Here is a 22,434-nt window from a genome sequence, read left to right on the forward strand (position 1 = left end):
GCTGGGAACCAACCCCGGCCCACCCGGGTCGCCCGCCCATTGCGGCGCCCGGCGCCCGGTCCCTAGTTTCGGCTGGACACCAGTACCGAAATCGCGGTCGTGGGAGGAAAAATGCAGGTGCGCTCAACCACCGACATCGACCGGTTCCGGGCTGAAGTCGGCCCGTGGCTGCTGCGCAAGCCGGTCGAGAACAACGTGCTGCTCTACCACACTTACGACCCCTCGGGCGATCTCCCGGGAGACGCCCCGGCCCACCCGCGCTGGGTCGTGGACCCGGCGGGCGCGGTCGTCGGGGCGGCGTGGGTGCACGCCCCGTACCGCCCCACGATCACCGATATGCCCGCCGAAGCGGCGGCAGCCCTGGCCGAGGACCTGGCCAAGCAGGAACCCTGGATCCCCGGCGTCAACGGCCCCGCCGAAGCCGCCGAAGCCTTCGCCACCCGCTGGGCCGATCTCACCGGCAAGACCGCGAACCGCGAACGCGACCAGTGGCTGATGGTCTGCACCAACGCCAACCGGATCGACCAGACGACGGGCACCCCCCGCCTCGGCCGCCCCGACGAGGTGGACACGGTGGCCGGCTGGTTCGCCGACACCATGCGGCACAGCGGCATGGCCCCCGACGACGTCCTCCGCTACACCCACCACATGGTGGCCGACCAGGTCGAGGGCTCCCGGCTGATCGTGTGGGAGGACAAGGGTTCCGTGGTCGGCGCCTCCGGCCGGGCCCGGCCGATCGGCGGGGTCGTCCGGCCGTCGGGGGTCTTCATCCACCCGGACCACCGGGCCGGCGGCTACGCGGCGGCGCTGCTCGGCGAGACCACGGCGCGGGCGCTGGAGGAGGGGGCGGATGCCTGCACGTGCATCCACTTCCTGGAGTACGCCCCGATGCAGGCGGTGGTCGAGAAGGTCGGCTACCACCACGTCCAGGACCTGACCGAATACCGCTTCGCCTGAGTCCCCTGCCGGATAAGGAAACGGCCCGCCTGGTGAGGCGGGCCGTTTCCTTGTCCGGCGCTAAGACGGAGCAGCGTCAGGCGCGCGGCGGGCCCAGTACCTTGCCGCCGTACTGCTCGACCGAGGCGATCACGGCACCGAAGTCCGGGAAGTCGGCCGGGTTGAACTCGGGGATCTCCAAGGTCTCGGCGGGCTTGCCGGTGTCGAAGAACCAGCCGTCGAAGCCGCCGGGGGTGCCCAGGACCAGCCAGCGGGCCTCGGCGGACTCGACCTTGTAGGAGTGGGCGAGCCCGCGCGGGGAGAAGACCGTGCCGCCGGGACCGGGGCGATGCATGACGCCGTCGATCTCGATGCTCAGCTCGCCCTCCAGCACGTGGAAGGTCTCGTCCTCGCGGGTGTGGACGTGGACCGGGGACGCGTAGCCCTGGCGGGAGGTCTGCTCGGCCAGCCAGTACTGGTTGCCGGTGTCGGCGCTGGTGGCCTTGAAGACCATCAAGGCACCCATGTGCCAGACCGCGCGCCCCTGCTCCGGGGCCAGGCAGAACGGCTTGACGTCGGACATGTGCGGCACTTCCTCTCCACGAGTCGATACCGGCGAGCCTCCCGCGCGCGCGGTCCCGGCGTCGTGGGCCTGCGGTCCCGGGCGGGCAGGAAGGGGGCCCGGCGCTGGGAGCGCCACCGGTGGGCGCGGGCGGGCGCTGTCAGGCTCGCGACCAGCAGGGACAACGGGAAAGCGAGCCGCCGCGACCACCTGCGCACGGTCCGCGGCGGAGGCGAGATCGTGGTCCTTCCCGGATCTGTCGGCCGGGTTCCCTGCCCGGGCCCGCGGGACCGCAGACCCACGACGGCGGGATGCGCCACCGGCGACGATCGCCGGACAGTGGCAACCGGTACAGGAGGCGTGGATGTCGGCCGAGGACAACATGAAGCTCGTGCGTTTCATCACCGAGCGCGGGCTCAACGAGGGTGACGTGAGCTTCATCGACGAGGTGTTCGCCGCGGACTACGTGGTGCATGCGCGGGACCTGGACCTGCCACCGGGGCCGGGGGCGTTCCAGGCGGCGGTGGAGTTCTGGCGGCGGTCGTTCCCGGACTTCCACTGCACCATCGAGCACATGATCGCCGACGGCGAGTACGTCGCGCACCGGTTCAGCACCACCGGGACGCACACCGGCGCGCTGGGCGAGATGCCGCCGACCGGCAAGGCGTTCCAGGTGTCCGGTGTGGACATGCACCGGGTGGTGGACGGCAAGGTGGTGGAGTCGTGGATCAGTGACGACTTCCCCCGCATCCTGATCGAGATCGGCGTCCTCAATCCCGCGGGCGGCCCGCCCGGCGGTCACGGCGGCCCGCCCAGCGGCCGGCCGGGGGCCTGAAGCCGTGGGCGCCCAGCGGATCGGGTTCCTCGGCCTCGGCGCGATGGGCTCGGGGATGGCGAAACGCTTGCTGGCGGCCGGTTTCCCGGTTTCGGTGTACAACCGGACGACGGCGAAGGCCCAGGCACTGGCCGAGCACGGCGCGGTGGTGGCCCCGAGCCCGGGCGAGGCGGTGGCCGGCGCCGACGTCGTGCTGCTGAGCCTGGCGACCGCCGAGGTGGTCGAGGAGCTGCTGTTCACCTCCGGCGCGCTGGCGCGGGCCGGGGCCGGGGCGGTGGTCGCGGACATGAGCACGGTCTCCCCCGCCGCCGCCCAGGCCTCGGCCGCGCGGGTGCGGGCCGCGGGCTTCGGCGCGCTGGACGCCTGCGTGCTGGGCAACGCCCGGCATGCCGGGGACGGCGAGCTGCGCTTCATGATCGGCGGTGACGAGTCCGATGTGGACAAAGCGCGGCCGGTGCTGGAGGTGCTGGCCAAGGAGATCGTCCACCTGGGACCGAACGGCAAGGGCGCCACCGCCAAGATCGCGCTGAACCTGATCATGGGCGTGCAGATGCAGGTGCTGGCCGAGGCGGTGGTGCTCGGCGAAGCCGCGGGCCTCCCGCGCGGCCGGCTGATCGAGATGATCGCGGCCAGCGGTTACAGCTCGCCGGTGATGCGCTTCAAGAGCGGCGTGATGGCCCGGCGCGCGTTCGACCGCCCGGACTTCCGGCTGTCCCTGATGCGCAAGGACCTGCGGCTGGCGATGGACCAGGCCGCGGACCTGGGCGTGTCACTGCCCGCGACCGCGGCCAGCCTCGAGGTGCTGACCGCCGCGGTCGAAGCGGGCCACGGCGAGCTCGACTGCGCGGCCATCCTGCTCCAGGTCGAGCACGGCTGAGCTGCCCCGCCCCTCGGAGGAACCCATGCGCCTGCTGGCCGACCTGCGCCTCATCGCGCGCAACACCGGCTGCGGACCGGTGGCGGCTCTGCTGCACCCCTCCGTCCCCGCGCTGCTGGCCTACCGGCTCGCCCACCGCCTGCACCCGCGCCACCGTCACACGGCGCGGGTGCTGAGCGCGGTGGGCCGGCTGGCCTCCGGCGGCATCGAGATCCACCCGGGCGCCGCGGTCGGCGAACGGCTGTTCCTGGCGCACGGCACCGGCATCGTGGTCGGCGAAACCGCCCGGATCGGCGACGACGTCACCCTGGGCCCGCAGGTGACCCTCGGCGCGGTGGGCTGGTGGCGGGACAACAACCGCCCGCCCGGCGCCGCCCGCCACCCCACCGTGGGCGACCGGGTGTGGATCGGCCCGAACGCGACAATCCTGGGCCCGGTGACCATCGGCGACGACGTGGTGATCGGGCCGCACTCCCTGGTGACCACCGACATCGCCGCGGGCGCCGAGGTCAGCGCCGAGACCGCGTTCTCGCTCTAGCGCCTTTTCGGCCGGACGCCGTCAAGGCCTCCTTCACCGCGTCCTACGCGGGTAAGGAGGCCTTGACGGCGTTCAACGCGGACCTGAGCGAGGATCCGTTCAGGCGTCCACCGCGACGCGGACCGCGCGGGAGCCGATTCGGCCGCGCGGCTTGTACACCGAGAGCGCGGTGATCAGCACCAATTTCACCAGCTGCGCGACCAGGCCGCCCAGCACCAGCCACCCGGTGAGCCCGGGGGCGGCCCCGGTCTCCACCGCGGTGACCAGGTCGCCGGTCCAGGGCAGCAGCAGGAACAGGGCGAAACCGCCGGTGACGAGCAGGAGCCCCAGCTTCTTGATCACCCAGGTGTGCCGCAGCAGCCCCCACGGAGTCAGCAGCGCCACCGTCACCCCGGTCACCAGGGCGAGCGCCAGCCCGGGCAGCGCGACCGCGAGCAGGCACAGCCGCAGCACGTGCGCGGCCTCGATATCCGAGCCGGAGACCGCGATCGCCGCGAGCACGAGCATCACCGCGGTGATGCCCACGCTCACGGTCGACCCCAGCACGTGCAGTGTGACCAGGCCCTTGCGCCTGGCGCTCACCGCTTCCCCGTGAGCGTCACCACCGCGCGGTGCAGGGCACCGTCGTCGAGGTGGCCGACCACGTACCCGGCCAGGTCGGCCAGCGCCACCGGCCGCTCCGGCCCGCGGACGCTGCCCGGCACGGCGTCGAACGCCCCCGAGGCCGGGCGGCCGGTCAGCCGCGCGGTGCGCACGACCGTCCAGTCCAGGTCGCTGAGACCCAGCTCGTCCTCCATCCGCTCCAGGTCCAGGAACGGGTTGCGGTTGAGCTTGTGCCAGAAGAACCGCAGCGCCGCCTTGCGGACCAGCGTGGCGTCCCGGCCGATGTGCACGGCACTGGGCGAGACGGCGATGACCCGCTTGATCCCGTACCCGGCGGCCGCTTTGACCACATTGGACATACCGGTGCTGCGCACCACCGTCGTCGAGCGGCCCGGCCGGCCGACCAGGAACACCACGGCGTCCACGCCGTCGAGCACCGACAGCGAGTCCAGGTCCATCACGTCGGCCTGGTGCTCGGTGTACCTCTCGTGCCGCACCTGGTCCGCGCGCGGGCGGCGGGCGAGCGCGACGACCTCGTGCCCCTCCGCCAGTGCGCGGTCCACCACCACCCGGCCGAGCCGGCCGGTCGCGCCAAGAACTGCTACCCGCATCTCAATCCCCCCTCAGGCGATCTGACCGAAGAACGCGGCGATGTACGCGACAACGGCCGCGATGGCGCCGTAGGTGCGGACCTCGTGCGCGATGTACCAGCGGAAGCGCTTGCGGCCCCAGTCGGCGGCCACCCGCTCCGGGCTCCACTTCTCGATCTGCCGCCAGATCGGCCGGTTGAACCCCTCGGAGGTCAGCCCGACCACGACCATGCAGACCGATCCGAGCACGAACAGCGTGGCGACCAGCGGCGAGCCGACCAGGAACGCCGCCCACACGCCCAGCCCGGCCGCGATCACCCCGTTCCACACCGCGATCGGGTGGAACACGTGCATGTCGATGAGCTGGCAGACGGTGACGTAACGGTCGTAGGGCAGTGAGTTCAGCATCGGCAGGATGGACGTCTTCATGATCCACAGCGTGCCGAGCTGGACGCCAGAGGAGGCCAGCACGCACAGCGTCAGGATGGCGGTCGTTCCGTTCATGGCGATTCCTCCAACACGGTCGGGCGCTCGGCCCGGCGGGGTGCGCGCCGCGCGGTCTGGGCATGGACGGTGAAGCGCAGCGAGCGCGCCTCGGTCATGCACTCGCGCATCGGCTTCACCAGGGTGCGGTGGTCCGGGCTGGCCTCCCAGGCCTCGAACGCGGCCAGCGACTCCCACTCGCTGGTGATCAGCCACTGCTCCGGGTCGCCGGAGGCCTGGCAGACCTGGTCGACCAGGTGTCCGGGCACCCCCTCGGCGACCTCGTAGCGGATCTTGTCGTAGGCGGCCAGGAAGTCCTCGGTGCGCTCCCGCGGCACGCGGATGAGGAACACCACCCTGGCCTTGGCCTTGGTTTCCACGGTCGTCATGCGGCCTCCTCGATCCGGTCACGGTGGGCCCGCAGCACCACCGAGCTGTTGTAGCCGTCGAAGCCGCGCGCACCGAGCAGCACGGTGTCCACATCGGACTCCCGGGTGGCGGTGACGAAGTCCAGCTCGCAGCCCGGCGCCGGGGTGTCGGTGCCGCTGGACACCGGCAGCGCCCCGGTGCGGATGGCGATCAGCGCGGTAGCGGCGTCCAGTGCGCTGCCGCCCTGGTAGAGCCGCCCGGTGAGCGGCTTGCTGGTGGTCACCGGCACCCCGCCGGGGCCGAAGACCTCGGTGATCGCCGCGGCCTCGGCCAGGTCGGCGGCGGGCACCCCGACCGCGTCCGGGATCACCGCGTCGACCTCACCCGGTTCGACCCCGGCGCGCTCGAGCGCCAGCCGCATCGCCCGGGTGTACTGCCGCGTGGGGACGGCCGAGGCCGCCGCGGTGTGCGCGCCGTCGTGGGTGGCCGCGCAGCCCGCGATCTCGCCGTAGATCACCGGGGCACCGCGGCGCAGCGCGTGCTCGAGGTCCTCGACCACGAACACCGCCCCACCCTCCCCCGGCACGTAGCCGGCGGCGTCGGCGTCGAAGGGCCGGTAGGCACGCTCGGGGTCGGTGCCCGAGCTGAGCCGCCCGTTACGGATCTGGCAGGCCAGCGCGTACGGGCTCAGTGGCGCCTCCAGCCCGCCCGCGAGCACCACCGGAGTGCCCCGGCTCACCAGCCGGGCCGCGTGCGCCAGGCTGTCGAGGCCGCCGGCGCTCTCGGCGACCAGCACGTTGCTCGGCCCCTTCGCCTGGTGCCGGATGGAGAGCTGGCCGACGGTCGCGGCGTAGAACCACGCGATCGACTGGTACGCCCCGACCGTGCGGCCGGGCTGGCTCCACAGCCGCTGCAGCTCGCGCTGCCCGAACTGGTTGCCGCCCGAGGAGCTGGCCAGCACCACCGAGACGTCATAGGGGTCCATTGTGGACAGGTCCAGCGCGGCGTCGGCGATGGCCTGCTCGGCGGCGTCGAAGCCGAGCCAGGTCCAGCGGTCGGTCTGCACGAGCAGCCGCCCGTCCACCCGGCCGCGCGGATCGAACCCGCGCACCTCGCCCGCGAGCGTGGTCGGGTAGCCGGAGGCGTCGAACAGGCTGATCGGCCCGACCCGCGAGGTCCCGGTGCTGACCGTTTCCCAGTGCTCGCCGGCCCCGGTCCCGCTCGGCGCCAGCACCCCGATACCGGTGATCACCGCCGTCATCGGACCGCCTCCCCGACCTTGGCGAACACCATCGCCGACTGGAACCCGCCGAACCCGCTGCCGACCGAGAGCGCCACGTCCACCGGCAGTTCACGCGCGGTGTTGGGGGTGTAGTCCAGGTCGCACTCGGGGTCCCGGGTGGCCCAGTTCGCCGTCGGCGGCACGGTGTCGTCCTGGATGGCCAGCGCGCAGGCGGCCATCTCCAGCGCGCCGATCGCGCCCAGCGAGTGCCCGATCATCGACTTGATCGAGCTGATCGGCACGCCGTAGGCGGCCGGTCCGAGCGAGCGCTTGAACGCCGCGGTCTCGTGCCGGTCGTTCTGCCGGGTGCCGGAGCCGTGCGCGCAGATGTAGGAGACGTCCGCGGCGTTGTGCCGGCCCTGGCGCATGGCGTCGTCGATCGCCCGCGACATCTCGGCCCCGTCCGGGCGCAGGCCGGTCATGTGGAAACCGTTGCTGCGCGCGGCATAACCGGTGACCTCGCAGTAGATCGGCGCCCCCCGCTTGCGCGCGTGCTCCAGCTCCTCGAAGACCAGCACCGCGCCGCCCTCGCCGAGCACGAACCCAGTCCGGTCGAGGTCGAACGGCCGCGAGGCGTGCGCTGGGTCGTCGTTGTCCGGTGTGGTGGCCTTGATCGCGTCGAACGAGGCCGCGGTGACCGGCGAGAGCGGCGACTCCGAGGCGCCCGCGAGCACCACGTCCGCCTCACCGTCCTGCACCAGCTGGTGGGCGTAGCCGAGCGCGTCGATGCCGGAGGTGCAGCCGGTGGAGATCACCTGCACCGGGCCGTTCACCCCGTAGCGGACGGCCACGTCGGCGGCCAGGCTGCTGGGAACCAGTGCCTGGTAAAGGAAAGGGCCGGCGTAGCGCGGGTCGACCAGCCAGTCGCGGCCGTTGTCGCTGAGCACGACGTACTCGTCCTCCAGCGCCGTGGTGCCGCCCACCGCCGAACCCAGCACGACCCCGGTGCGCTCCAGCAGCGCCTCGTCGAACTCCAGGCCGCTGTCGGCCACCGCCTCGCCGGCCGCGGCCAGCGCGAACTGCACGTAGCGGTCGCCGCGTCGCCGGTCGCGGGCGTCCAGCCCGGCCTCCACCGGGTCGAAGTCCACCTCGGCGGCCACCTGCGAGCGGAACGCGGACGCGTCGAACAGGCTGATCCGCCGGGTCGCGGTGCGGCCGTCGGTCAGCAGCTTCCAGAACGCCTTGCGGCCGACGCCGCCCGGGGCCACCACGCCGATCCCGGTGACCACGGTGCGCCGCGGCGGTGATCCGCTCACCGCTGGCTCGCGGTGAACTCGGCGGCCTGTTCCGCGGTCTCGGTGTCCACGTGGCCCAGCTCCGGGCGCGGGGCCAGCGTGCCGAGGTGGAACACCGCGCGCGCCTCCACCGAACCGTTGTTGCGCAAGCGGTGCCGGGTGTTCACCGGGATGAGGACGGCCTCGTCGAGGCCCAGCACGACCGGCTCGCCGTCGAGGTCGACGGTGAGCTCTCCCGCCGTGACGTAGAGGAACTCCTCGCTGTAGGGGTGGTAGTGCTCGGCGATGCTCTCACCGGGCTGCAGCGCCGCCACGCCCATGAACCCCGAAGTGCTGCCCACGGTCGCGGGGCCGAGCAGGACGCGGATCTCGCCGCCGCGGCGGCGGTTGGGCTCGATGTCGGCACGGGCGACGGTCTTGTGCGTCGTGGTCATCTCTGCGGACTCCTGTAGGGGAACGCCGAACGTCCTCGGCTGAAGGGGAAAAGGGTTAGCGGGCACGCGCGACGCTGCGGGCGGCCGCCTCGATCTTCTTCTTGATGATGTCCATCTGGAGCACGGAGTTCGTGTTGATCCGGTCGGTCATCTGCGCGTCGTCGACGGGCGCGGCGGGCTTCATGTGGAAGTCCTGGATCCAGGTCATCCGGGTGCCGCCGCCCTCGTCGGCGTAGGTCCAGAAGATGCGCATGTACTCGAACGGGCCGGTCTCCACCCGGTGCGCGTGCACCTGCCGGCCGGCCGGGTTCCCGGTGCGCTGGCTGATCCAGCTCCACACCTTGCCGTTCTCGTCCGGCTTCATGGTCAGCCGGAACACCACGGTGTCGCCGTGGGTGTCCACGATGTCGACCGCGGCGTACTCGGTGTAGAGGCCGGTCCAGTTGGCGACGTCGTTGGTGATGTCCCAGACCAGCTGGAACGGCGCGTCGATCAGGACGCTCTGCTCGGTGTGCCCGGCCACGGTCACGCCACCTCCCCGGCGCGCTCGCCGACGAAGTCCGCGAGCTCGCGCACGCTCATCTCCAGGGCGCCGTCCGGGATCTGCACGCCGTAGCGGTCCTGCACGACCGCCTGCAGCTCCATCGCCGCCAGCGAGTCCAGGCCCAGCTCCAGCAGCGTCCCCTCGGACGCGGCGAACACCGACGGGGCGAGCCCGGCGCTGCGCACCAGGATGTCCTCGATCTCCCGGCCCAGCTCGCCGGTGTCGAACCTCTGTGTGGTCACTTCCCTGCCTCCTTCTGTCGTGCCTGCAAGCGGTCGACCAGTGCCGTGCCGTGCTCGGCCTTGCGGAACTCGGGGTCGGCCATCACCCGCTGCAGGAATCCGATGGTGGTGCGGACGCCGGGGCCCGCGATGTCGAACTCGGCCAGCGCCCGGTCCATCCGGTCCAGCGCCTGCGCCCGGTCCGGCGCCCACACCACGACCTTCGCCAGCAGCGAGTCGTAGTGCGGGCTCAGCGCGTAGCCGGTGAAGGCGTGTGTGTCGACCCGGGTGAACGGGCCGCCGGGCACGTCGAAGCGGTCGAGGGTGCCCGGGGTGGGCACGAAGTCGCGGTCCGGGTCCTCGCCGTTGACCCGGCACTCCACCGCCACGCCGCGCGTGACGATGTCGGCCTGGGTCAGCGCGAGCGGGTGCCCGGCGGCGGCGAAGAGCTGCTCGCGCACCAGGTCGATGCCGGTGATCGCCTCGGTGACGGTGTGCTCGACCTGGATCCGGGTGTTGATCTCCATGAAGGAGAAGGCCTCGGCCTCGTCGACCAGGAACTCGAAGGTGCCCACGCCGGTGTAGCCGACCTGCAGCGCGGCCCGGACCGAGGCCGAGGTCATCGCGGCGATGGTCGCCGGGGTCAGCGCGGGCGCCGGGCCCTCCTCGACCAGTTTCTGGTGGCGGCGCTGCACCGAGCAGTCCCGGGTGCCCAGGTGCACGCCGTTGCCGTGGCTGTCGCAGAGCACCTGCACCTCGACGTGCCGGGCGCGGGCGAGGTAGCGCTCGATGTAGACCCGGTCGTCGCCGAAGACGGCGCGGGCGGTCGCCCGGGCGCCCAGGAAGGTCTCGACCAGGTCCTCGCCGCGGGTCACGATCGCCATGCCCTTGCCGCCGCCGCCGGCGACCGCCTTGATGATGACCGGGTAGCCGATCGCCGCCGCGGTGGCCGTCGCCTGCTCGGCGCCCTGGATCGGTTCCACGCTGCCGGGCAGCAGCGGCAGGCCGGCCTCGCTCATGATCCGCCGGGCCGAGGATTTGTCGCCCAGCGCGGCCATCAGCCCGGGTTCGGGGCCGATGAAGGTGATCCCGTTCGCCGCGCACACCTCGGCGAAGTCGGGGTCCTCGGAGAGGAAGCCGTACCCGGGGTGGATGGCCTCGGCGCCGGTCTGCAGCGCGGCCTCGATCACCGACGGGATGTGCTGGTAGCTGTGCCGGCCCCGGGCCGGTCCGATGTGGACGGTCTCGTCGAAGTGCCGCAGCGCGCGGGGGTCGCGGTCGGCGGTGGAGTACACCCCGACGGTGCGAACGCCCAGCTCCCGGCAGGTCCGGGCGACGCGCAGCGCGATCTCGCCGCGGTTGGCGATGAGTACCTTGCCGAACATGGCGGCCTACCCCCGTCCTTCCGCGCCCGCGCCCACCGGCTCGGCGAGGGCCACCCGCAGCAGCGGCTGGCCGAACTCGACCGGGCTGGCGTCGGGCACCAGCACCTCGACGACGATCCCGGCCAGCTCGCTGCCGATCGGGTTGAACAGCTTCATCGCCTCGATCACGCCGATGGTCTGGTCGACCTGCAGCGCGTCGCCCACCTCGACGAACGGCGGCCGGTCCGGGCTCGGCGAGCGGTAGAAGGTGCCGACCATCGGCGAGTCGACCACGGCGAACCGCTCGTCGGGCTCCTCCGCACGCGGCGGCTCCGGCGCCGGGGCCGGGGCGGCTGCTGCGGCCGACGGCGCCGCGGCGGCCGCCTCGGGCTGCCACTCGACCTCGATGGTGGTCTCGCCGGAGCGCACCCGCACGCTGCGCAGCGGGCCGGAGAGCTCCTCGGCCAGCCTGCGGGTGTGCTCGCGCAACTGCACCAGCAGGTCGAAATCCTGGTCTGCCTCTGTCATCTCCACCACTCCTCAGGCATCCCTCATCAGGCCCGCCGTGCCGAAGGCGCGGAAGCGCGCGCGGCGGTCCCGCACCAGCGTTTCGGTGTCCACAGCGGACAGTTCGGCCAGGCAGCCGCGGATCGCGGCGCCCAGTCCCTCGGCCACGCCCGCGCCCGATTCCGGCAGCACACCATCCACAACGGACAGCGCGAGCAGCTCCCTGGCGGTGATCCGCAGCGCCCGGGCCGCCTCGGCGGCCGAAGCCGCTGTGCCCCACAGGATCGACGAGCAGCCCTCGGGGCTGATCACCGAGTAGGTCGCGTGCTCCAGCATCAGCACCCGGTCGCCGACCGCCAGCGCCAGCGCCCCGCCGCTGCCGCCCTCGCCGGTCACCACGGTGACCACCGGGACCGGCAGCTCGAACATGGCCAGCACGTTCTCCGCGATCGCGATCGACTGCCCGTGCTCCTCGGCGTCGCGGCCGGGGTAGGCGCCCGGGGTGTCCACCAGGGTCACGATCGGGATGCCGAGCCGGCCGGCCAGCCGCATCACGCGCAGTGCCTTGCGGTAGCCCTCCGGGCGCGGCATGCCGAAGTTGCGGGCCAGCAACTCCTTGGTGTGGTGGCCTTTCTGGTGCCCGATGACCGCGATCGGCAAGCCGTCGAGCAGGCCGAAACCCGCGACGACCGCCGGGCAGTCGGCCTGGGCGCGGTCGCCGTGCAGCTCGACGAACCCGTCGAGCAGGGCGCCGATGCGGTCGAGCGCGGTCGGCCGGGCGGTGTCCCGGGCGGCGGCGACGGCGTCCCACGGGTCCAGGGCCGCCAGCGCCCCCGGATCGCGGACCAGCGAGTCGGCCACGGCTTCGGGCGCGGGGCCCGGACGGGTCGCGGCGAGCAGCTTGGCCAGCCAGCCGCGCAGGTCGTGGCGGTGCAGGACGGCGTCGACCTGGCCGTGGGCCAGCAGGAACGCCGCGGTCTGGAAGTCCGCCGGGAGCCGCTGGCCGATGGTCTGCTCGATCACCCGCGGCCCGGCGAAGCCCATCCGGGCACCGCGCTCGGCCACCACGACGTCGGTGTTGGTGGCGAACGAGGCGGCGACCCCGCCGTAAGTCGGGTCGGTCACCACGCTCACCGACAGCAGTCCCGCCGCGCGCAGCCCGGCCAGCGCCTGGCTGACCTTGGCCATCTGCATCAGGGCGAGGATGCCCTCCTGCATGCGCGCCCCGCCGGACGCGGTGACCACCACGAACGCCCGGCGCTCGCGCAGCGCGACCTCGGCGGCCCGGGTGATCAGCTCACCGACGGCCGCGCCGAGGCTGCCGCCCATGAAGCGGAAGTCCATCACCGCCAGGCACACCGGCGTCCCGCCGATGGCCCCGGTGCCGCAGAGCACGGCGTCGTCCATCCCGGTCGACTTCCGCGCGGCGATGAGGCGCTCGCGGTAGGGCTTGGCGTCGGTGAAACCGAGCACGTCGCTCGCCAGTACCCGGCCGGGCAGCACGGTCAGGGCGCCGTCGTCGAGCAGCTGGCCGGCGCGTTCGGCGGCGGTGAGCCGCTGGTGGTGGTCGCAGTCCGGGCAGACGCCCAGGCCGCGGGCCAGTTTCTTGGCGTAGTGCAGGGTCGAGCAGCCCGCGCAGCGCAGCCACGTCCCGATGCTCTCCGCCTCCACACGAGCGATCGTCACGACTGGTCCTCCCAGTGGTAGAAGCGCTGCGCCTGCGCGTCGCGGGGGGAGCGCCAGGTGGACAGGTACGGGGTGATGAAGGGGCGCAGCCGCTCGCTCACCCGGGCGAACTCCGGGTGCGCGCGGGCGTTCTCCACGGCCTGGGCGCCGAGCTCGTCGGTCTCCAGCAGGTGCACGTAGAGGTCCCCCAGCCGGTAGAGCGACCGATGCCGCACCCCGGCGACCCTCGGCAGGTCGGTCTGGTCGGACTCGGCGAAGATCCGGGCCACCTCGTGCTCGGCGTCCGGCACGATCTTGGCGAGAATCAGCGACCGGTTCATAGCGGCCCTCCCCGTTCTGTCGATTGCGGATTCGTTGCGCGGGAACCGATCCGGGGCGTACTCCACAACGGACCGAGGTTCCTGTGAAAACTCTCAGGCATGAGTCCACCCCGGCGCCGTCCCACCGTCGTGAGCACGTCGTCCTCCGCGCGATGGGATGATTGACCGCGCCGGACGTGCCCATCTCTTTCACCGGGTGAAGGAAACGCCCGGGTGAAGGGGCCGCGACCCTAGACTCGGGGGACAATGCGTGTTCGACAGCGCCCGCTTTCAACCGAGGAAGGGAAACCCCGTGAGCGGAACCGCCCACCTGTCACCGGAAGGGAAGCGCGGCAAGCAGCTCGGCGCTTTCGACCGGCTGCTGGCCAAGTTCTTCACCGGTACCCACCGGAACGTGCTCAAGCTGACCGGCAGCCGCGTCATGGCCAAGATGGGCGGCAACGAGATCGGCATCCTGACCACCACCGGCCGCAAGACGGGCCGGCTCCGCAGCCACCCGGTGATCACCATCCCGGACGGCGAGGACCGCCTGATCGTCGCCACCAACGCCGGCGCCGCCAACCACCCGTACTGGGTCCGCAACGTACTGGCGAACCCCGAAGTGGAGCTGGAACTGAAGGGCGAGACCCGGAAGATGCGGGCGAAGGTGCTGGAGGAGGCGGAGAAGCAGGAGCTGTGGCCGAAGCTGGTCAAGGCTTACAAGATGTACGACACCATGCAGAACAAGACCGACCGCGAGATTCCGGTGGTACGCCTGATCCCGGTGTGACCCGGGCCGGCCTCACCCCACCACGGCCGGGAGGACAACCCCGGATCCGGCAGGAAAGCCGGAACCCGGCAGGAAACCCGCTTTCGCCCCACTGAGCCGCAGATCCGCCGCGGTGGCCGCCCACCCGGCCGCCGGCGCGACAATGCCGGCGCTCGGTGGGGCGGTTCGGCTTTGATCCCAGCCGAAACAACTCCGCCCCACCGAGCACCGGACAGAATCAGACGGTCCGTGTCACGCTCAGCGTTCCCCAGCAGACGCGCGAAGCGCGGGTAAGCGGTCAGCTGCCCAGGCCGGCCCGCCGGGCTTCCACCGCCGCCTCGGTCCGGTCGAACAGCCGCAGCTTCGCGAAGATCCGGGACAGGTAGTTGCGCACCGTCTTCACCGACAGGCCCAATTCCCTTGCTATGACGGCATTCCCGCGTCCGTCCGCCACCAGTTCCAGCACCGCCCGCTCCCGGTCGGTCAGCTCCGGGAACGGCTTGCCCTCCGCCGCGGGCTTCGTCAGGTGCTCCACGACCCAGGACGAGACCAGGGGGTCGAACAGGATGCTGCCCGAGCAGACCGTGTCGATGGCGCGGCTCACGTCCGCCGAGGCCGCCCCCTTCAGCAGGTAGCCGCGGGCGCCGGCTCGCATCGCCGCCAGGAAGGTGTCGCGGTCCTCCAGCATGGTCACGATGATCACCGACGTCTCCGGCCATTTCCCGGCGATCGTCCTGGTGGCCTCGATCCCGCTGATCCTGGGCAGGTTCACGTCCATCAGCACCACCCGCGGCCGCAGCTGGGCGGTGAGGCTGAGCGCCTCGGTGCCGGTGTGGGCCTCGCCGACCACCCGGACCCGGCTCAGGCCGTTGAGCAGCAGGCTCAGGCCGGAGCGGTAGACCGGGTGGTCGTCGGCGATCAGGACGTCGATCATGCGCGCCTCTCGGGGGTTAGGTGCCGCAGCGGCAGCACGGCCAGCACGGTCAGCCCGCTGGGCTGCCGGGGTTCGAAGCGGCACCAGCCGCCGTGCTCGCGGGCCCGGGCGGCGATGTTGCCCAGGCCCGAACCGCCCCGCCGCGGCATCGGGATGCCGACGCCGTCGTCCTCCACGACCACCCGGATGCCGCCGTCCTCGAGGGTCATCGACACCGAGCAGGTGGCCGCGCGGGAGTGCTTGAGGACGTTGGTGACGGCCTCGCGCAGGATCCAGTAGGCGGCGGACGCGGCCTCGCGGGGAGCCTGGTCGACCTCGCGGTCCAGCCGGAGGTCGATCCGGAGGCGATCACCGACGGCCCGGTTCATCCGCTGGATCATCGTGCTCACCGCGGTGGCGATGCTGCCGCCGCAGGGCTGCTGCGGCGGGGCCTCGTCCCGGGTCGAAGCGAACTTGCGCACCTGCGCGACCAGGGCCCTGGCCTCGGAGCGGACGTCGTCGAGCACCTCCGTGGCCTCCTCCGGGTCGGCGGCCAGCAGCTGGGCCACCACCTCGAGCTGCATGGCCATGCCGACCAACGACGACCCGACCTGGTCGTGCAGGTCGCGGCGCAGCCGGACCAGGGTGCTGTGATGCGCACAGCGCGCGTCGGCGCACGGCGCGCCGGGTGCCCCTGGCCCGCGCGGCCGCTGGGCCGCGGCGACCGGCCGGCCGATGGGCGCCCCCGTGCGCAGCAATCGGTCGAACGGTGCCGCCGGCTCGGCCGCGGCACCGGGCACCGCCACCGCGGCCCCGGGCACCGGCACCGCAGCCTCGGGCACCGGCACCGGCACTGCGGGCAGCCTGATCCAGGCCGGCTCCGCGGCGCGGTACCAGGCCCGGGGCGCCGGCGCGCGAATCAGTGGACCCGGATCGGTGATCCGGCCCAGTGCCAGCGCGAACAAAACTAGTCGATCAACCAATCCCATGAGGCGAAGCCTCCCCCAGTACCTGTGGCTTAACCGCAGGTCACCCTACTCCATCACACTCGGCGAGCAAGGTGATAAATAGCAGCGGACGAGTTCCGAGACAACCATGTCTCGCAAAGATCCGTCCAATTTCTTTCACGAATCTTGCCGAACGCTCGACAGCGGGCCGGAGCCGGGTAGTACGTCCCACTCAGGGCAGGAAATCGCCCTGCCAAACCAGGGACCCGGTCCCGGGACCAGCAGGGACCGGCTTTTCCGGGCACCCGGAGTGACCTGGGGACCCCCATCGGCGCGCATCCGGGTTTTCCTGCACGAATAGCGGATTCGGTAAGCCAGAAAACGGACATCGGTCAGAGGCCTCCCTTACTTTCCGCAACCATATTTGACCCGGTCGGAGCAATCACGGGGCAGTTGCCGTCGCAGCAGGCCGCGGATACATTCGAGCACCTACCCACCGCTGGGGTTGCCAATACCCGCGGATTTATCTCAGCCGCCCGAAATTCAGGCGAATAGTCATGCGGCGGTACCGGCGTGTACCGCCAGGCGGCCGATCACCCGACCGGAGCAGTGTCGAAGGGTCTTGCCATGCCGGAGCGCGATTCCACCTCTACCCCGATTTCGATGTACCGGACCATGCGCACCATCCGCGCGTTCGAAGAGCGGCTGCACGCGGAGTTCGCCGATGGCGCGATCCCCGGCGCGGTCCACCTGTACGCCGGCCAGGAGGCGATCGCCGCCGGGGTCTGCTCGGTCCTCGGCGCCGAGGACTACGTGGCCAGCACGCACCGCGGCCACGGGCACGCCATCGCCAAGGGCTGCGACGTCACCGCGATGATGCTGGAGATCTACGGCAAGGCGGGCGGTGTCTGCGGCGGCAAGGGCGGCTCGATGCACATCGCCGACTTCGGCCGCGGCATGCTCGGCGCCAACGGCGTCGCGGCGGGCGGCGTGCCGCTGAGCGCGGGGGCCGCGCTGTCGGCCAAGGTGCGCGGGACCGACCAGGTCAGCGTCGCCTTCGTCGGCGACGGCGGCGCGAACCAGGGCGCCTTCGCCGAGACCCTGGTGCTGGCCAGGGTGTGGAACCTCCCGGTGGTGTTCGTGGTCGAGGACAACGGTTACGCGCAGGCCACCGGGACCCGCTTCCACCTCGACAGCCGGGACGTCGCCCCGCGCGCGGAGGCCGTGGGCATCCCGGCCACCGTGGTCGACGGCTACGACGTGCGCGCGGTCCGGGCCGCCGCCGCCGAGGCGGTCGAGCGCGCCCGCGCCGGCGGCGGACCGTCCCTTGTGGACTGCAAGGCCTTCCGGTTCTTCGGCCACATGGAGGGCTGGGACCAGCAGGGCTACCGCGGCGCGGGCGAGGTCGAACAGCTGCGCGCCACCCACGACTGCCTCGTGCTGCACCGCGACCACCTGCTGGCCGAGAGCGAGGCGACCGAGGCCGAGCTGACCGCGGTCGACACCGAGGTGGCCGCGCTCATCGACACCGCTGTCGCCGCGGCGGTCGCCGCGCCCGAACCCGACCTGAGCGAGCTGCTCACCGACGTCTACGCACCGGTCTGAGGACCGGGAGAGGAGTCAGTTGCGATGACCCGAGTCCTGTCCTACCTACAGGCCGTCGGCGAGGCGCTGGACCAGCAGATGGGCCTCGACCCGACCGTGGTGGTCTTCGGCGAGGACAACATCGGCGGCACCGGCTGCGACGGCACGCTCGGCCACGCCTGGGGACCCACCCAGGGCCTGCACGAGCGTTACCCCGACCGGGTGTTCGACGCCCCGATCACCGAGGCGGCCTTCGTCGGCGCCGCGGTGGGCGCGGCGGCGACCGGCCTGCGACCGGTGGCCGACCTGCTGTTCATCGACTTCGCCGGCGTCGCCTTCGACCAGATCCTCAACCAGGCGGCCAAACTGCGCTACATGGCCGCGGGCCGGGCGGGCGCGCCGCTGGTGCTGCGCGCGATGTGGGGCACCGGGATGCGCCGGGGCGCCCAGCACTCGCAGGCGCTCTACCCGCTGTTCGCGCACATCCCCGGTCTCAAGGTGGTGCTGCCGTCGAGCCCGGCCGACGCCAAGGGCCTGATGGCGGCGGCGATCCAGGACCCCGACCCGGTGGTGTTCTTCGAGCACAAGATGCTCTACTTCACCCAGGGCGAGGTGCCCGAGGACCCCTACGTGACCCCGCTGGGCCAGGCCGCGACGGTCCGCGCCGGCCGGGATTGCACGGTCGTCGCGCTGGGCCGGATGGTGCACGTCGCGCTGGAGGCCGCCGCCGAGCTGTCCGCCGCCGGGATCGAGTGCGAGGTCGTCGACCCGCGCACGATCTCGCCGCTGGACACCGAGACGATCTACGCGAGCGTCCGCCGCACCGGCCACCTGGTCGTGGTCGACGAGGCGAACCCGCGCTGCGGCGCGGCGGCCGACATCGCCGCCCAGGTCGCCGAGCACGCCTTCGACGCGCTGCGCGGACCGGTGCGGATGGTCACCGCGCCGCACACGCCCACCCCGTTCAGCCCGGTACTCGAGGACGCCTACGCGCCCTCGGCCGGTCAAGTCGTGGCCGCGGTGCGGTCCACAGTCCCCTACGCAGAACAGGAGCGAGCATCATGAGCGACCACGAGAACATTGCGCTGATGCGCAAGGTCTACGACGCCTTCGGGGTCGGCGACGTGCAGACGGCCGGGTCCTACTGGACCGAGGACGCCGTGCACCACTACCCCGGCCGGAGCCCGCTCTCCGGTGAGCACCACGGGCTCCAGGAGTCGATCGCGTTCGCCGAGCAGATGTTCGAGCTCACCGGCGGCAACCTGCGGATGGACGTGCTGGAGATCGGCGCCAGCGACAACCACGCGTTCGCCCTGCTGCACACGCACTACGAGCGCAAGGGCCGGGTGCTGGAGATGCCGTTCGTCAACGTGGCCAGGATCGAGGGCGGCAAGATCGCCGAGTTCTGGACCTACCCGAACGATCTCTACGCCATCGACGAGTTCTGGAACGCGTGAGGGGCCCGCTGACATGAGCACAGTCATCGTCATCGGCGGCAGCGTGCTGGGCCTGGGGGCCGCGCTCGCGCTGGCCGACGCGGGCCACGAGGTCGCCGTGGTCGAACGGGCCGCCGAACCACTTCCGTCCACTGTGGACGAAGCGGCGAGCTGGCACCGGCCCACCGTCCCGCAGGGCCTGCAGTCGCACGCGTTCGCCTCGCTGGGCTGCAACCTGCTGCGCGAGCGCGCCCGCGACGTCTACGACGGCCTGCTGGCCGCGGGCGCCAGGGAGATCAACCTGGCCGACGCCCCGCCGCCCACCCTCGGCCGGTTCGAGCGCGAGGCCGCCGACGACAACCTGCGGATGGTGCTGGCCCGCCGCTCGACTTTCGAGCTGGTGCTGCGCGAGCGGGTGCTGACCCGGCCGGGGGTGACCGTCACGACCGGCCGCACCGTGCGCGGCCTGCTCACCGACCCGGACGACCCGGACCGGGTGACCGGGGTGCGGTTCGACGGCGGCGAGACCCAGCGGGCCGACCTCGTGGTCGACGCCTCCGGCCGCAAGAGCGCGGCCGACGCCTGGCTGGCCGAGGCGGGGCTGCCCGCGCGCGAGGTCGCCAGCGAGAGCTGCAAGATCGTGTACTACACCCGTTACTACCGAATGCTTTGCGACGCCCCGCCCGGCCCGCTCAACCGCGGTTTCGGCGCGGGCGGGCTGTGGGACCACTACACGGCCGTGCTCTTCCTCGGCGACAACCGGACGTTCTCCATCTCCTTCGGCGTGCTGCCGGAGGACACCGAGCTGAAGGCGCTGCGCACGGAGGAGGCGTTCACCGCCGCCGTGCGGGCCACGCCGCTGCTGGCGGGCTGGGTGGCGCCGGGCAACTCCGAGCCGATCTCCCCGGTGTACGCGATGGGCAGCCTGGACAACTCGCTGCGCAGCCCCGCGCCGGGAAGCCGGCCGGTGAAGGGGTTCTTCGCGATCGGCGACTCGGTCTGCACGACCAACCCGTCCTACGGCCGCGGCGTCTCGCTGGGCCTGCGGCACGCGTTCGAGCTGGCCGACCTGCTCACCGAGTACCCCACCGTGGACGAGCGGCAGGCCGGCGAGTTCCAGGCGCGGACCCAGGCGCTGGTGCGGCCGTGGTTCGAGGAGGCGGTGGCCAACGACCGCGGCCGCGCGGGGCTGTGGGAGGCCACGGTCAGCGGCGGGCAGCCGCAGCGGCCGCCCGCGGGCGTGGTGACCTTCGGCCTGGCGGCGGCCGCGGGGAGCAAGGATCCCGTGGTCTGGCGCCGGGTGGCCAACGTGATGATGATGCTGCGGCCGCCCGCCGACCTCTACGCCGACGACGAGATCCGGTCCAGGGTGGGCCAGGTGCTCGCGGGCGGGCCGCCGCCGCAGCTGCCGGGCGCGAGCCGGGCCGAGCTGCTGGCCGCCGTGCGGCTGCCGGTGGCCTGACGCGGTACCGACGAACGCCGCCGGGTGGCCCGCCGCCCGGCGGCGTTCGCGCGTCCGGGCCCGGATCGGTGGGCCGCGATCCCAGTCCGTTCGGGACCGCTGCCAGACGCGACCAGGTACGCAGGCGTGCGATCGTGACCTCGATCCGAACGACCGTGAGGGAGTGTTTTCGTTGCGTGTCAACAAGTCCAAGTGGCGGATCGCGGGTATCGCGGCCGCGGTGGCGTTGGTGGTGCCGCTCGGGTTCTTCGTGCGGTCGGCGGTGGCCCCGGTGCCGCCGGGGTCCGGTGTGGAGTCGTTCGGCGCCTCGACCGGGGCCGACTGGCCGACCTGGCAGAAGGATCTGTCCGGCAGCAGGTACAACGCGGCCGAATCGAAGATCACGCCCGCGACCGTGGCCGGGCTCAAGCTCAAGTGGGCGTACACCTACCCGGACGTGCCCTTCGCCCGGATGGGCAGCCAGCCCGCGGTGACCGACGGGGTGCTCTACGTCGGCGGGCCGGACGGCAAGTTCCGCGCGCTGGACGCCAAGAGCGGCGCCACCCGGTGGACCTACGACCTGACCCCGGTCGCCGGGCCGTGGACGGACCAGAACCCCAACCTGATCCGCGACGGCGCCGCGGTGTCCGGCGACCTGGTGTACTTCGGTGACAGCCGGGGATTCGTCTACGGGCTGGACAAGCGGACCGGGGCGAAGCGGTGGGCCACCCGGGTCGACGAGCACGCGGCCACCTGGATGAGCAGCTCGCCGATGGTGCTCGACGGGAAGGTCTACATCGGAGTGTCGAGCAACGAGGCGGGTTCGGCGAACCTGCCGACCTACGCGTGCTGCTCGTTCAGCGGGCACGTGGAGGCCCTCGACGCGCGCACCGGCTCGGTGGTGTGGAACCTGCCGCTGCTGCCGCCCGCGAAGCGGATCGGGACGTGGCCGACCGGCGCCCCGAAGTACGGGCCGGCGGGCGCGGCGGTCTGGTCCAGCCCGGTGATCGACGCCGAGACGCGCACGCTCTACGTGGGCACCGGCAACGCGCACACCGGCACCGGCGCGGAGGAGATGGAGAACATCGACTCGGTGCTCGCGGTCGACCTCGACCGGGGGACGATCCGGTGGAAGCGGCAGATGCAGTACGACGACGTGCACAACCAGTCGTGCACCTGGCCCGACCCGGCCGAGTACTGCCCGTCGCACTACAACGGCAACGCGAAGAACTTCGACTTCGGCGCGACCGGCAACCTGTACAAGATCAACGGCCGCAAGGTACTCGGCATCGCGCAGAAGGCGGGCGTGTTCTGGGCGATGGACGCGCGCACCGGCGAGACCATCTGGCACACCCAGCTGTCCACTCCGGACATGGCGCACGAAGACCCCGGCAGCGCGGGCACGCCGTGGGGCAGCAGCTTCGACGGCAAGCACATCTACGTGGCGACCTGGCGCGGGAACCCGGCGACGCTGTACTCGCTCGACGCCCGCACCGGCCGGGTCGAGTGGAAGACCACACACCCGGCGGACGGCTGCGGCACCGGCGGCGCGGCGAAGTTCGCCGACCTGTGCGAGCGCGCGTTCCCCTCGGCGGTCTCCACCACGCCGGGACTGGTGTACGAGGGCAGCGCGGACGGCAAGATGCGGATCTTCAGCGCCGCCGACGGCAGGCTGCTGTGGCAGTTCGACGCGGTCCGCGACTTCCAGGGGGTCAACGGGGTCACCGGCATGGGCCGCGCGATCGGCGCCAACGGCGGTGCCGTGGTGGTCAACGGGATGTTGTACGTGCAGGCGGGCTACTACCCGTTCTACCCGAGCGACGGGAAGGGCACCGTCCTGCTCGCCTTCGGCCTCTAGCGTCGTGTGACTCTGGCGGGTTTGCGCCCCAATGTGGCGTTCGGTGCGCTCAACGCAACCAACGCCACATTGGGGCGCTCCGGGCCAAGCCGGAGGCGGCGCACAGTGACCGGGTACGAAA

Annotated in this window: 26 protein-coding genes; 10 read left to right on the forward strand and 16 right to left on the reverse strand. The window is 72.2% G+C overall.

The genetic code is table 11. The annotated features are described in order from the left end of the window. Positions 1 to 111: 111 nt before the first annotated feature. Positions 112 to 957, forward strand: coding sequence for a GNAT family N-acetyltransferase (locus OG943_RS25055; RefSeq protein ID WP_328603354.1), 846 nt, complete (start codon positions 112 to 114; stop codon positions 955 to 957). 76 nt (positions 958 to 1,033) lie between these two features. Here OG943_RS25055 and OG943_RS25060 read toward each other — a convergent pair whose 3' ends face one another. Further along, the gene (locus OG943_RS25060) at positions 1,034 to 1,519 is read right to left on the reverse strand and encodes a cupin domain-containing protein (RefSeq protein ID WP_328603355.1); all 486 of its coding nucleotides are present in this window, start codon (positions 1,517 to 1,519) and stop codon (positions 1,034 to 1,036) included. 343 nt (positions 1,520 to 1,862) lie between these two features. On the opposite strand from OG943_RS25060, the gene OG943_RS25065 reads away from it, so the two are divergent. The 3 genes from OG943_RS25065 to OG943_RS25075 are packed head-to-tail and all read left to right on the forward strand — an operon-like array spanning position 1,863 to position 3,748. After that, positions 1,863 to 2,333: an ester cyclase gene (locus tag OG943_RS25065; RefSeq protein ID WP_328603356.1), complete on the forward strand. Its 471-nt coding sequence runs from the start codon at positions 1,863 to 1,865 to the stop codon at positions 2,331 to 2,333. Positions 2,334 to 2,337: 4 nt separating this feature from the next. Next, positions 2,338 to 3,210 (forward strand): NAD(P)-dependent oxidoreductase, encoded by an 873-nt coding sequence (locus OG943_RS25070; RefSeq protein WP_328603357.1) that lies wholly within the window; start codon positions 2,338 to 2,340, stop codon positions 3,208 to 3,210. 25 nt (positions 3,211 to 3,235) lie between these two features. Beyond that, positions 3,236 to 3,748: a serine O-acetyltransferase gene (locus tag OG943_RS25075; RefSeq protein WP_328603358.1), complete on the forward strand. Its 513-nt coding sequence runs from the start codon at positions 3,236 to 3,238 to the stop codon at positions 3,746 to 3,748. A 99-nt stretch (positions 3,749 to 3,847) separates the two neighbouring features. Here OG943_RS25075 and OG943_RS25080 read toward each other — a convergent pair whose 3' ends face one another. Genes OG943_RS25080 through OG943_RS25140 form a run of 13 tightly spaced genes read right to left on the reverse strand, consistent with a single transcriptional unit; the run spans position 3,848 to position 13,386 of the window. Further along, entirely contained in the window at positions 3,848 to 4,330 is a 483-nt protein-coding gene (locus OG943_RS25080; RefSeq protein ID WP_328603359.1) for a hypothetical protein, read from the reverse strand. After that, the gene (locus tag OG943_RS25085) at positions 4,327 to 4,962 is read right to left on the reverse strand and encodes an NAD(P)-dependent oxidoreductase (protein WP_328603360.1); all 636 of its coding nucleotides are present in this window, start codon (positions 4,960 to 4,962) and stop codon (positions 4,327 to 4,329) included. The genes OG943_RS25080 and OG943_RS25085 overlap by 4 nt, the downstream gene beginning before the upstream one ends. Before the next feature lie 12 nt (positions 4,963 to 4,974). Continuing rightward, positions 4,975 to 5,445, reverse strand: coding sequence for a hypothetical protein (locus OG943_RS25090; protein WP_328603361.1), 471 nt, complete (start codon positions 5,443 to 5,445; stop codon positions 4,975 to 4,977). Beyond that, positions 5,442 to 5,813: an antibiotic biosynthesis monooxygenase family protein gene (locus OG943_RS25095; RefSeq protein ID WP_328603362.1), complete on the reverse strand. Its 372-nt coding sequence runs from the start codon at positions 5,811 to 5,813 to the stop codon at positions 5,442 to 5,444. Before OG943_RS25095 ends, OG943_RS25090 begins: the two co-directional genes overlap by 4 nt. Further along, complete coding sequence (locus OG943_RS25100; RefSeq protein ID WP_328603363.1) at positions 5,810 to 7,054, reverse strand: beta-ketoacyl synthase N-terminal-like domain-containing protein; 1,245 nt, start codon at positions 7,052 to 7,054, stop codon at positions 5,810 to 5,812. The genes OG943_RS25095 and OG943_RS25100 overlap by 4 nt, the downstream gene beginning before the upstream one ends. Then, positions 7,051 to 8,331: a beta-ketoacyl-[acyl-carrier-protein] synthase family protein gene (locus OG943_RS25105; protein ID WP_328603364.1), complete on the reverse strand. Its 1,281-nt coding sequence runs from the start codon at positions 8,329 to 8,331 to the stop codon at positions 7,051 to 7,053. Before OG943_RS25105 ends, OG943_RS25100 begins: the two co-directional genes overlap by 4 nt. Further along, positions 8,328 to 8,744, reverse strand: coding sequence for a cupin domain-containing protein (locus tag OG943_RS25110; protein ID WP_328603365.1), 417 nt, complete (start codon positions 8,742 to 8,744; stop codon positions 8,328 to 8,330). Before OG943_RS25110 ends, OG943_RS25105 begins: the two co-directional genes overlap by 4 nt. A gap of 55 nt (positions 8,745 to 8,799) precedes the next feature. Next, a complete protein-coding gene (locus OG943_RS25115) occupies positions 8,800 to 9,267 on the reverse strand; it encodes an SRPBCC family protein (protein ID WP_328612145.1) in 468 nt (155 codons plus the stop codon). 2 nt (positions 9,268 to 9,269) lie between these two features. Continuing rightward, entirely contained in the window at positions 9,270 to 9,530 is a 261-nt protein-coding gene (locus OG943_RS25120) for an acyl carrier protein (RefSeq protein WP_328603366.1), read from the reverse strand. Further along, positions 9,527 to 10,894, reverse strand: coding sequence for an acetyl-CoA carboxylase biotin carboxylase subunit (locus tag OG943_RS25125; RefSeq protein WP_328603367.1), 1,368 nt, complete (start codon positions 10,892 to 10,894; stop codon positions 9,527 to 9,529). The genes OG943_RS25120 and OG943_RS25125 overlap by 4 nt, the downstream gene beginning before the upstream one ends. 6 nt (positions 10,895 to 10,900) lie before the next feature. Beyond that, the gene (gene accB / locus OG943_RS25130) at positions 10,901 to 11,401 is read right to left on the reverse strand and encodes an acetyl-CoA carboxylase biotin carboxyl carrier protein (protein WP_328603368.1); all 501 of its coding nucleotides are present in this window, start codon (positions 11,399 to 11,401) and stop codon (positions 10,901 to 10,903) included. A 12-nt stretch (positions 11,402 to 11,413) separates the two neighbouring features. After that, positions 11,414 to 13,066, reverse strand: a complete 1,653-nt coding sequence (accD, locus tag OG943_RS25135; RefSeq protein WP_328603369.1) for an acetyl-CoA carboxylase, carboxyltransferase subunit beta — start codon at positions 13,064 to 13,066, stop codon at positions 11,414 to 11,416. Continuing rightward, positions 13,063 to 13,386 (reverse strand): TcmI family type II polyketide cyclase, encoded by a 324-nt coding sequence (locus OG943_RS25140; RefSeq protein ID WP_328603370.1) that lies wholly within the window; start codon positions 13,384 to 13,386, stop codon positions 13,063 to 13,065. Before OG943_RS25140 ends, accD begins: the two co-directional genes overlap by 4 nt. 292 nt (positions 13,387 to 13,678) lie before the next feature. On the opposite strand from OG943_RS25140, the gene OG943_RS25145 reads away from it, so the two are divergent. Then, on the forward strand, positions 13,679 to 14,155 hold the full coding sequence (locus OG943_RS25145) for a nitroreductase/quinone reductase family protein (RefSeq protein ID WP_328603371.1): 477 nt from the start codon (positions 13,679 to 13,681) through the stop codon (positions 14,153 to 14,155). A gap of 277 nt (positions 14,156 to 14,432) precedes the next feature. Here the strand turns inward: OG943_RS25145 and OG943_RS25150 are convergent, their stop codons facing one another. Then, the gene (locus tag OG943_RS25150; protein WP_328603372.1) at positions 14,433 to 15,068 is read right to left on the reverse strand and encodes a response regulator transcription factor; all 636 of its coding nucleotides are present in this window, start codon (positions 15,066 to 15,068) and stop codon (positions 14,433 to 14,435) included. Then, on the reverse strand, positions 15,065 to 16,036 hold the full coding sequence (locus OG943_RS25155) for a sensor histidine kinase (protein ID WP_328603373.1): 972 nt from the start codon (positions 16,034 to 16,036) through the stop codon (positions 15,065 to 15,067). The genes OG943_RS25150 and OG943_RS25155 overlap by 4 nt, the downstream gene beginning before the upstream one ends. 621 nt (positions 16,037 to 16,657) lie before the next feature. Here OG943_RS25155 and OG943_RS25160 point away from each other — a divergent pair. The 5 genes from OG943_RS25160 to OG943_RS25180 all read left to right on the forward strand — a co-directional run bounded on the left by OG943_RS25160 (position 16,658) and on the right by OG943_RS25180 (position 22,313). Further along, on the forward strand, positions 16,658 to 17,599 hold the full coding sequence (locus tag OG943_RS25160; RefSeq protein ID WP_328603374.1) for a thiamine pyrophosphate-dependent dehydrogenase E1 component subunit alpha: 942 nt from the start codon (positions 16,658 to 16,660) through the stop codon (positions 17,597 to 17,599). A gap of 24 nt (positions 17,600 to 17,623) precedes the next feature. Then, positions 17,624 to 18,643: an alpha-ketoacid dehydrogenase subunit beta gene (locus OG943_RS25165; protein WP_328603375.1), complete on the forward strand. Its 1,020-nt coding sequence runs from the start codon at positions 17,624 to 17,626 to the stop codon at positions 18,641 to 18,643. Continuing rightward, positions 18,640 to 19,035 carry a nuclear transport factor 2 family protein gene (locus OG943_RS25170; RefSeq protein WP_328603376.1) on the forward strand — a complete coding sequence of 132 codons (396 nt, stop codon included), beginning with the start codon at positions 18,640 to 18,642 and terminating at the stop codon, positions 19,033 to 19,035. Before OG943_RS25165 ends, OG943_RS25170 begins: the two co-directional genes overlap by 4 nt. A 13-nt stretch (positions 19,036 to 19,048) precedes the next feature. Then, positions 19,049 to 20,476, forward strand: a complete 1,428-nt coding sequence (locus tag OG943_RS25175) for an FAD-dependent oxidoreductase (protein WP_328603377.1) — start codon at positions 19,049 to 19,051, stop codon at positions 20,474 to 20,476. Between the two features lie 172 nt (positions 20,477 to 20,648). Continuing rightward, positions 20,649 to 22,313, forward strand: coding sequence for an outer membrane protein assembly factor BamB family protein (locus tag OG943_RS25180; protein ID WP_328603378.1), 1,665 nt, complete (start codon positions 20,649 to 20,651; stop codon positions 22,311 to 22,313). The last annotated feature ends 121 nt before the right edge of the window (positions 22,314 to 22,434 follow it).

Source organism: Amycolatopsis sp. NBC_00345 (assembly GCF_036116635.1).
GTDB lineage: Bacteria > Actinomycetota > Actinomycetes > Mycobacteriales > Pseudonocardiaceae > Amycolatopsis.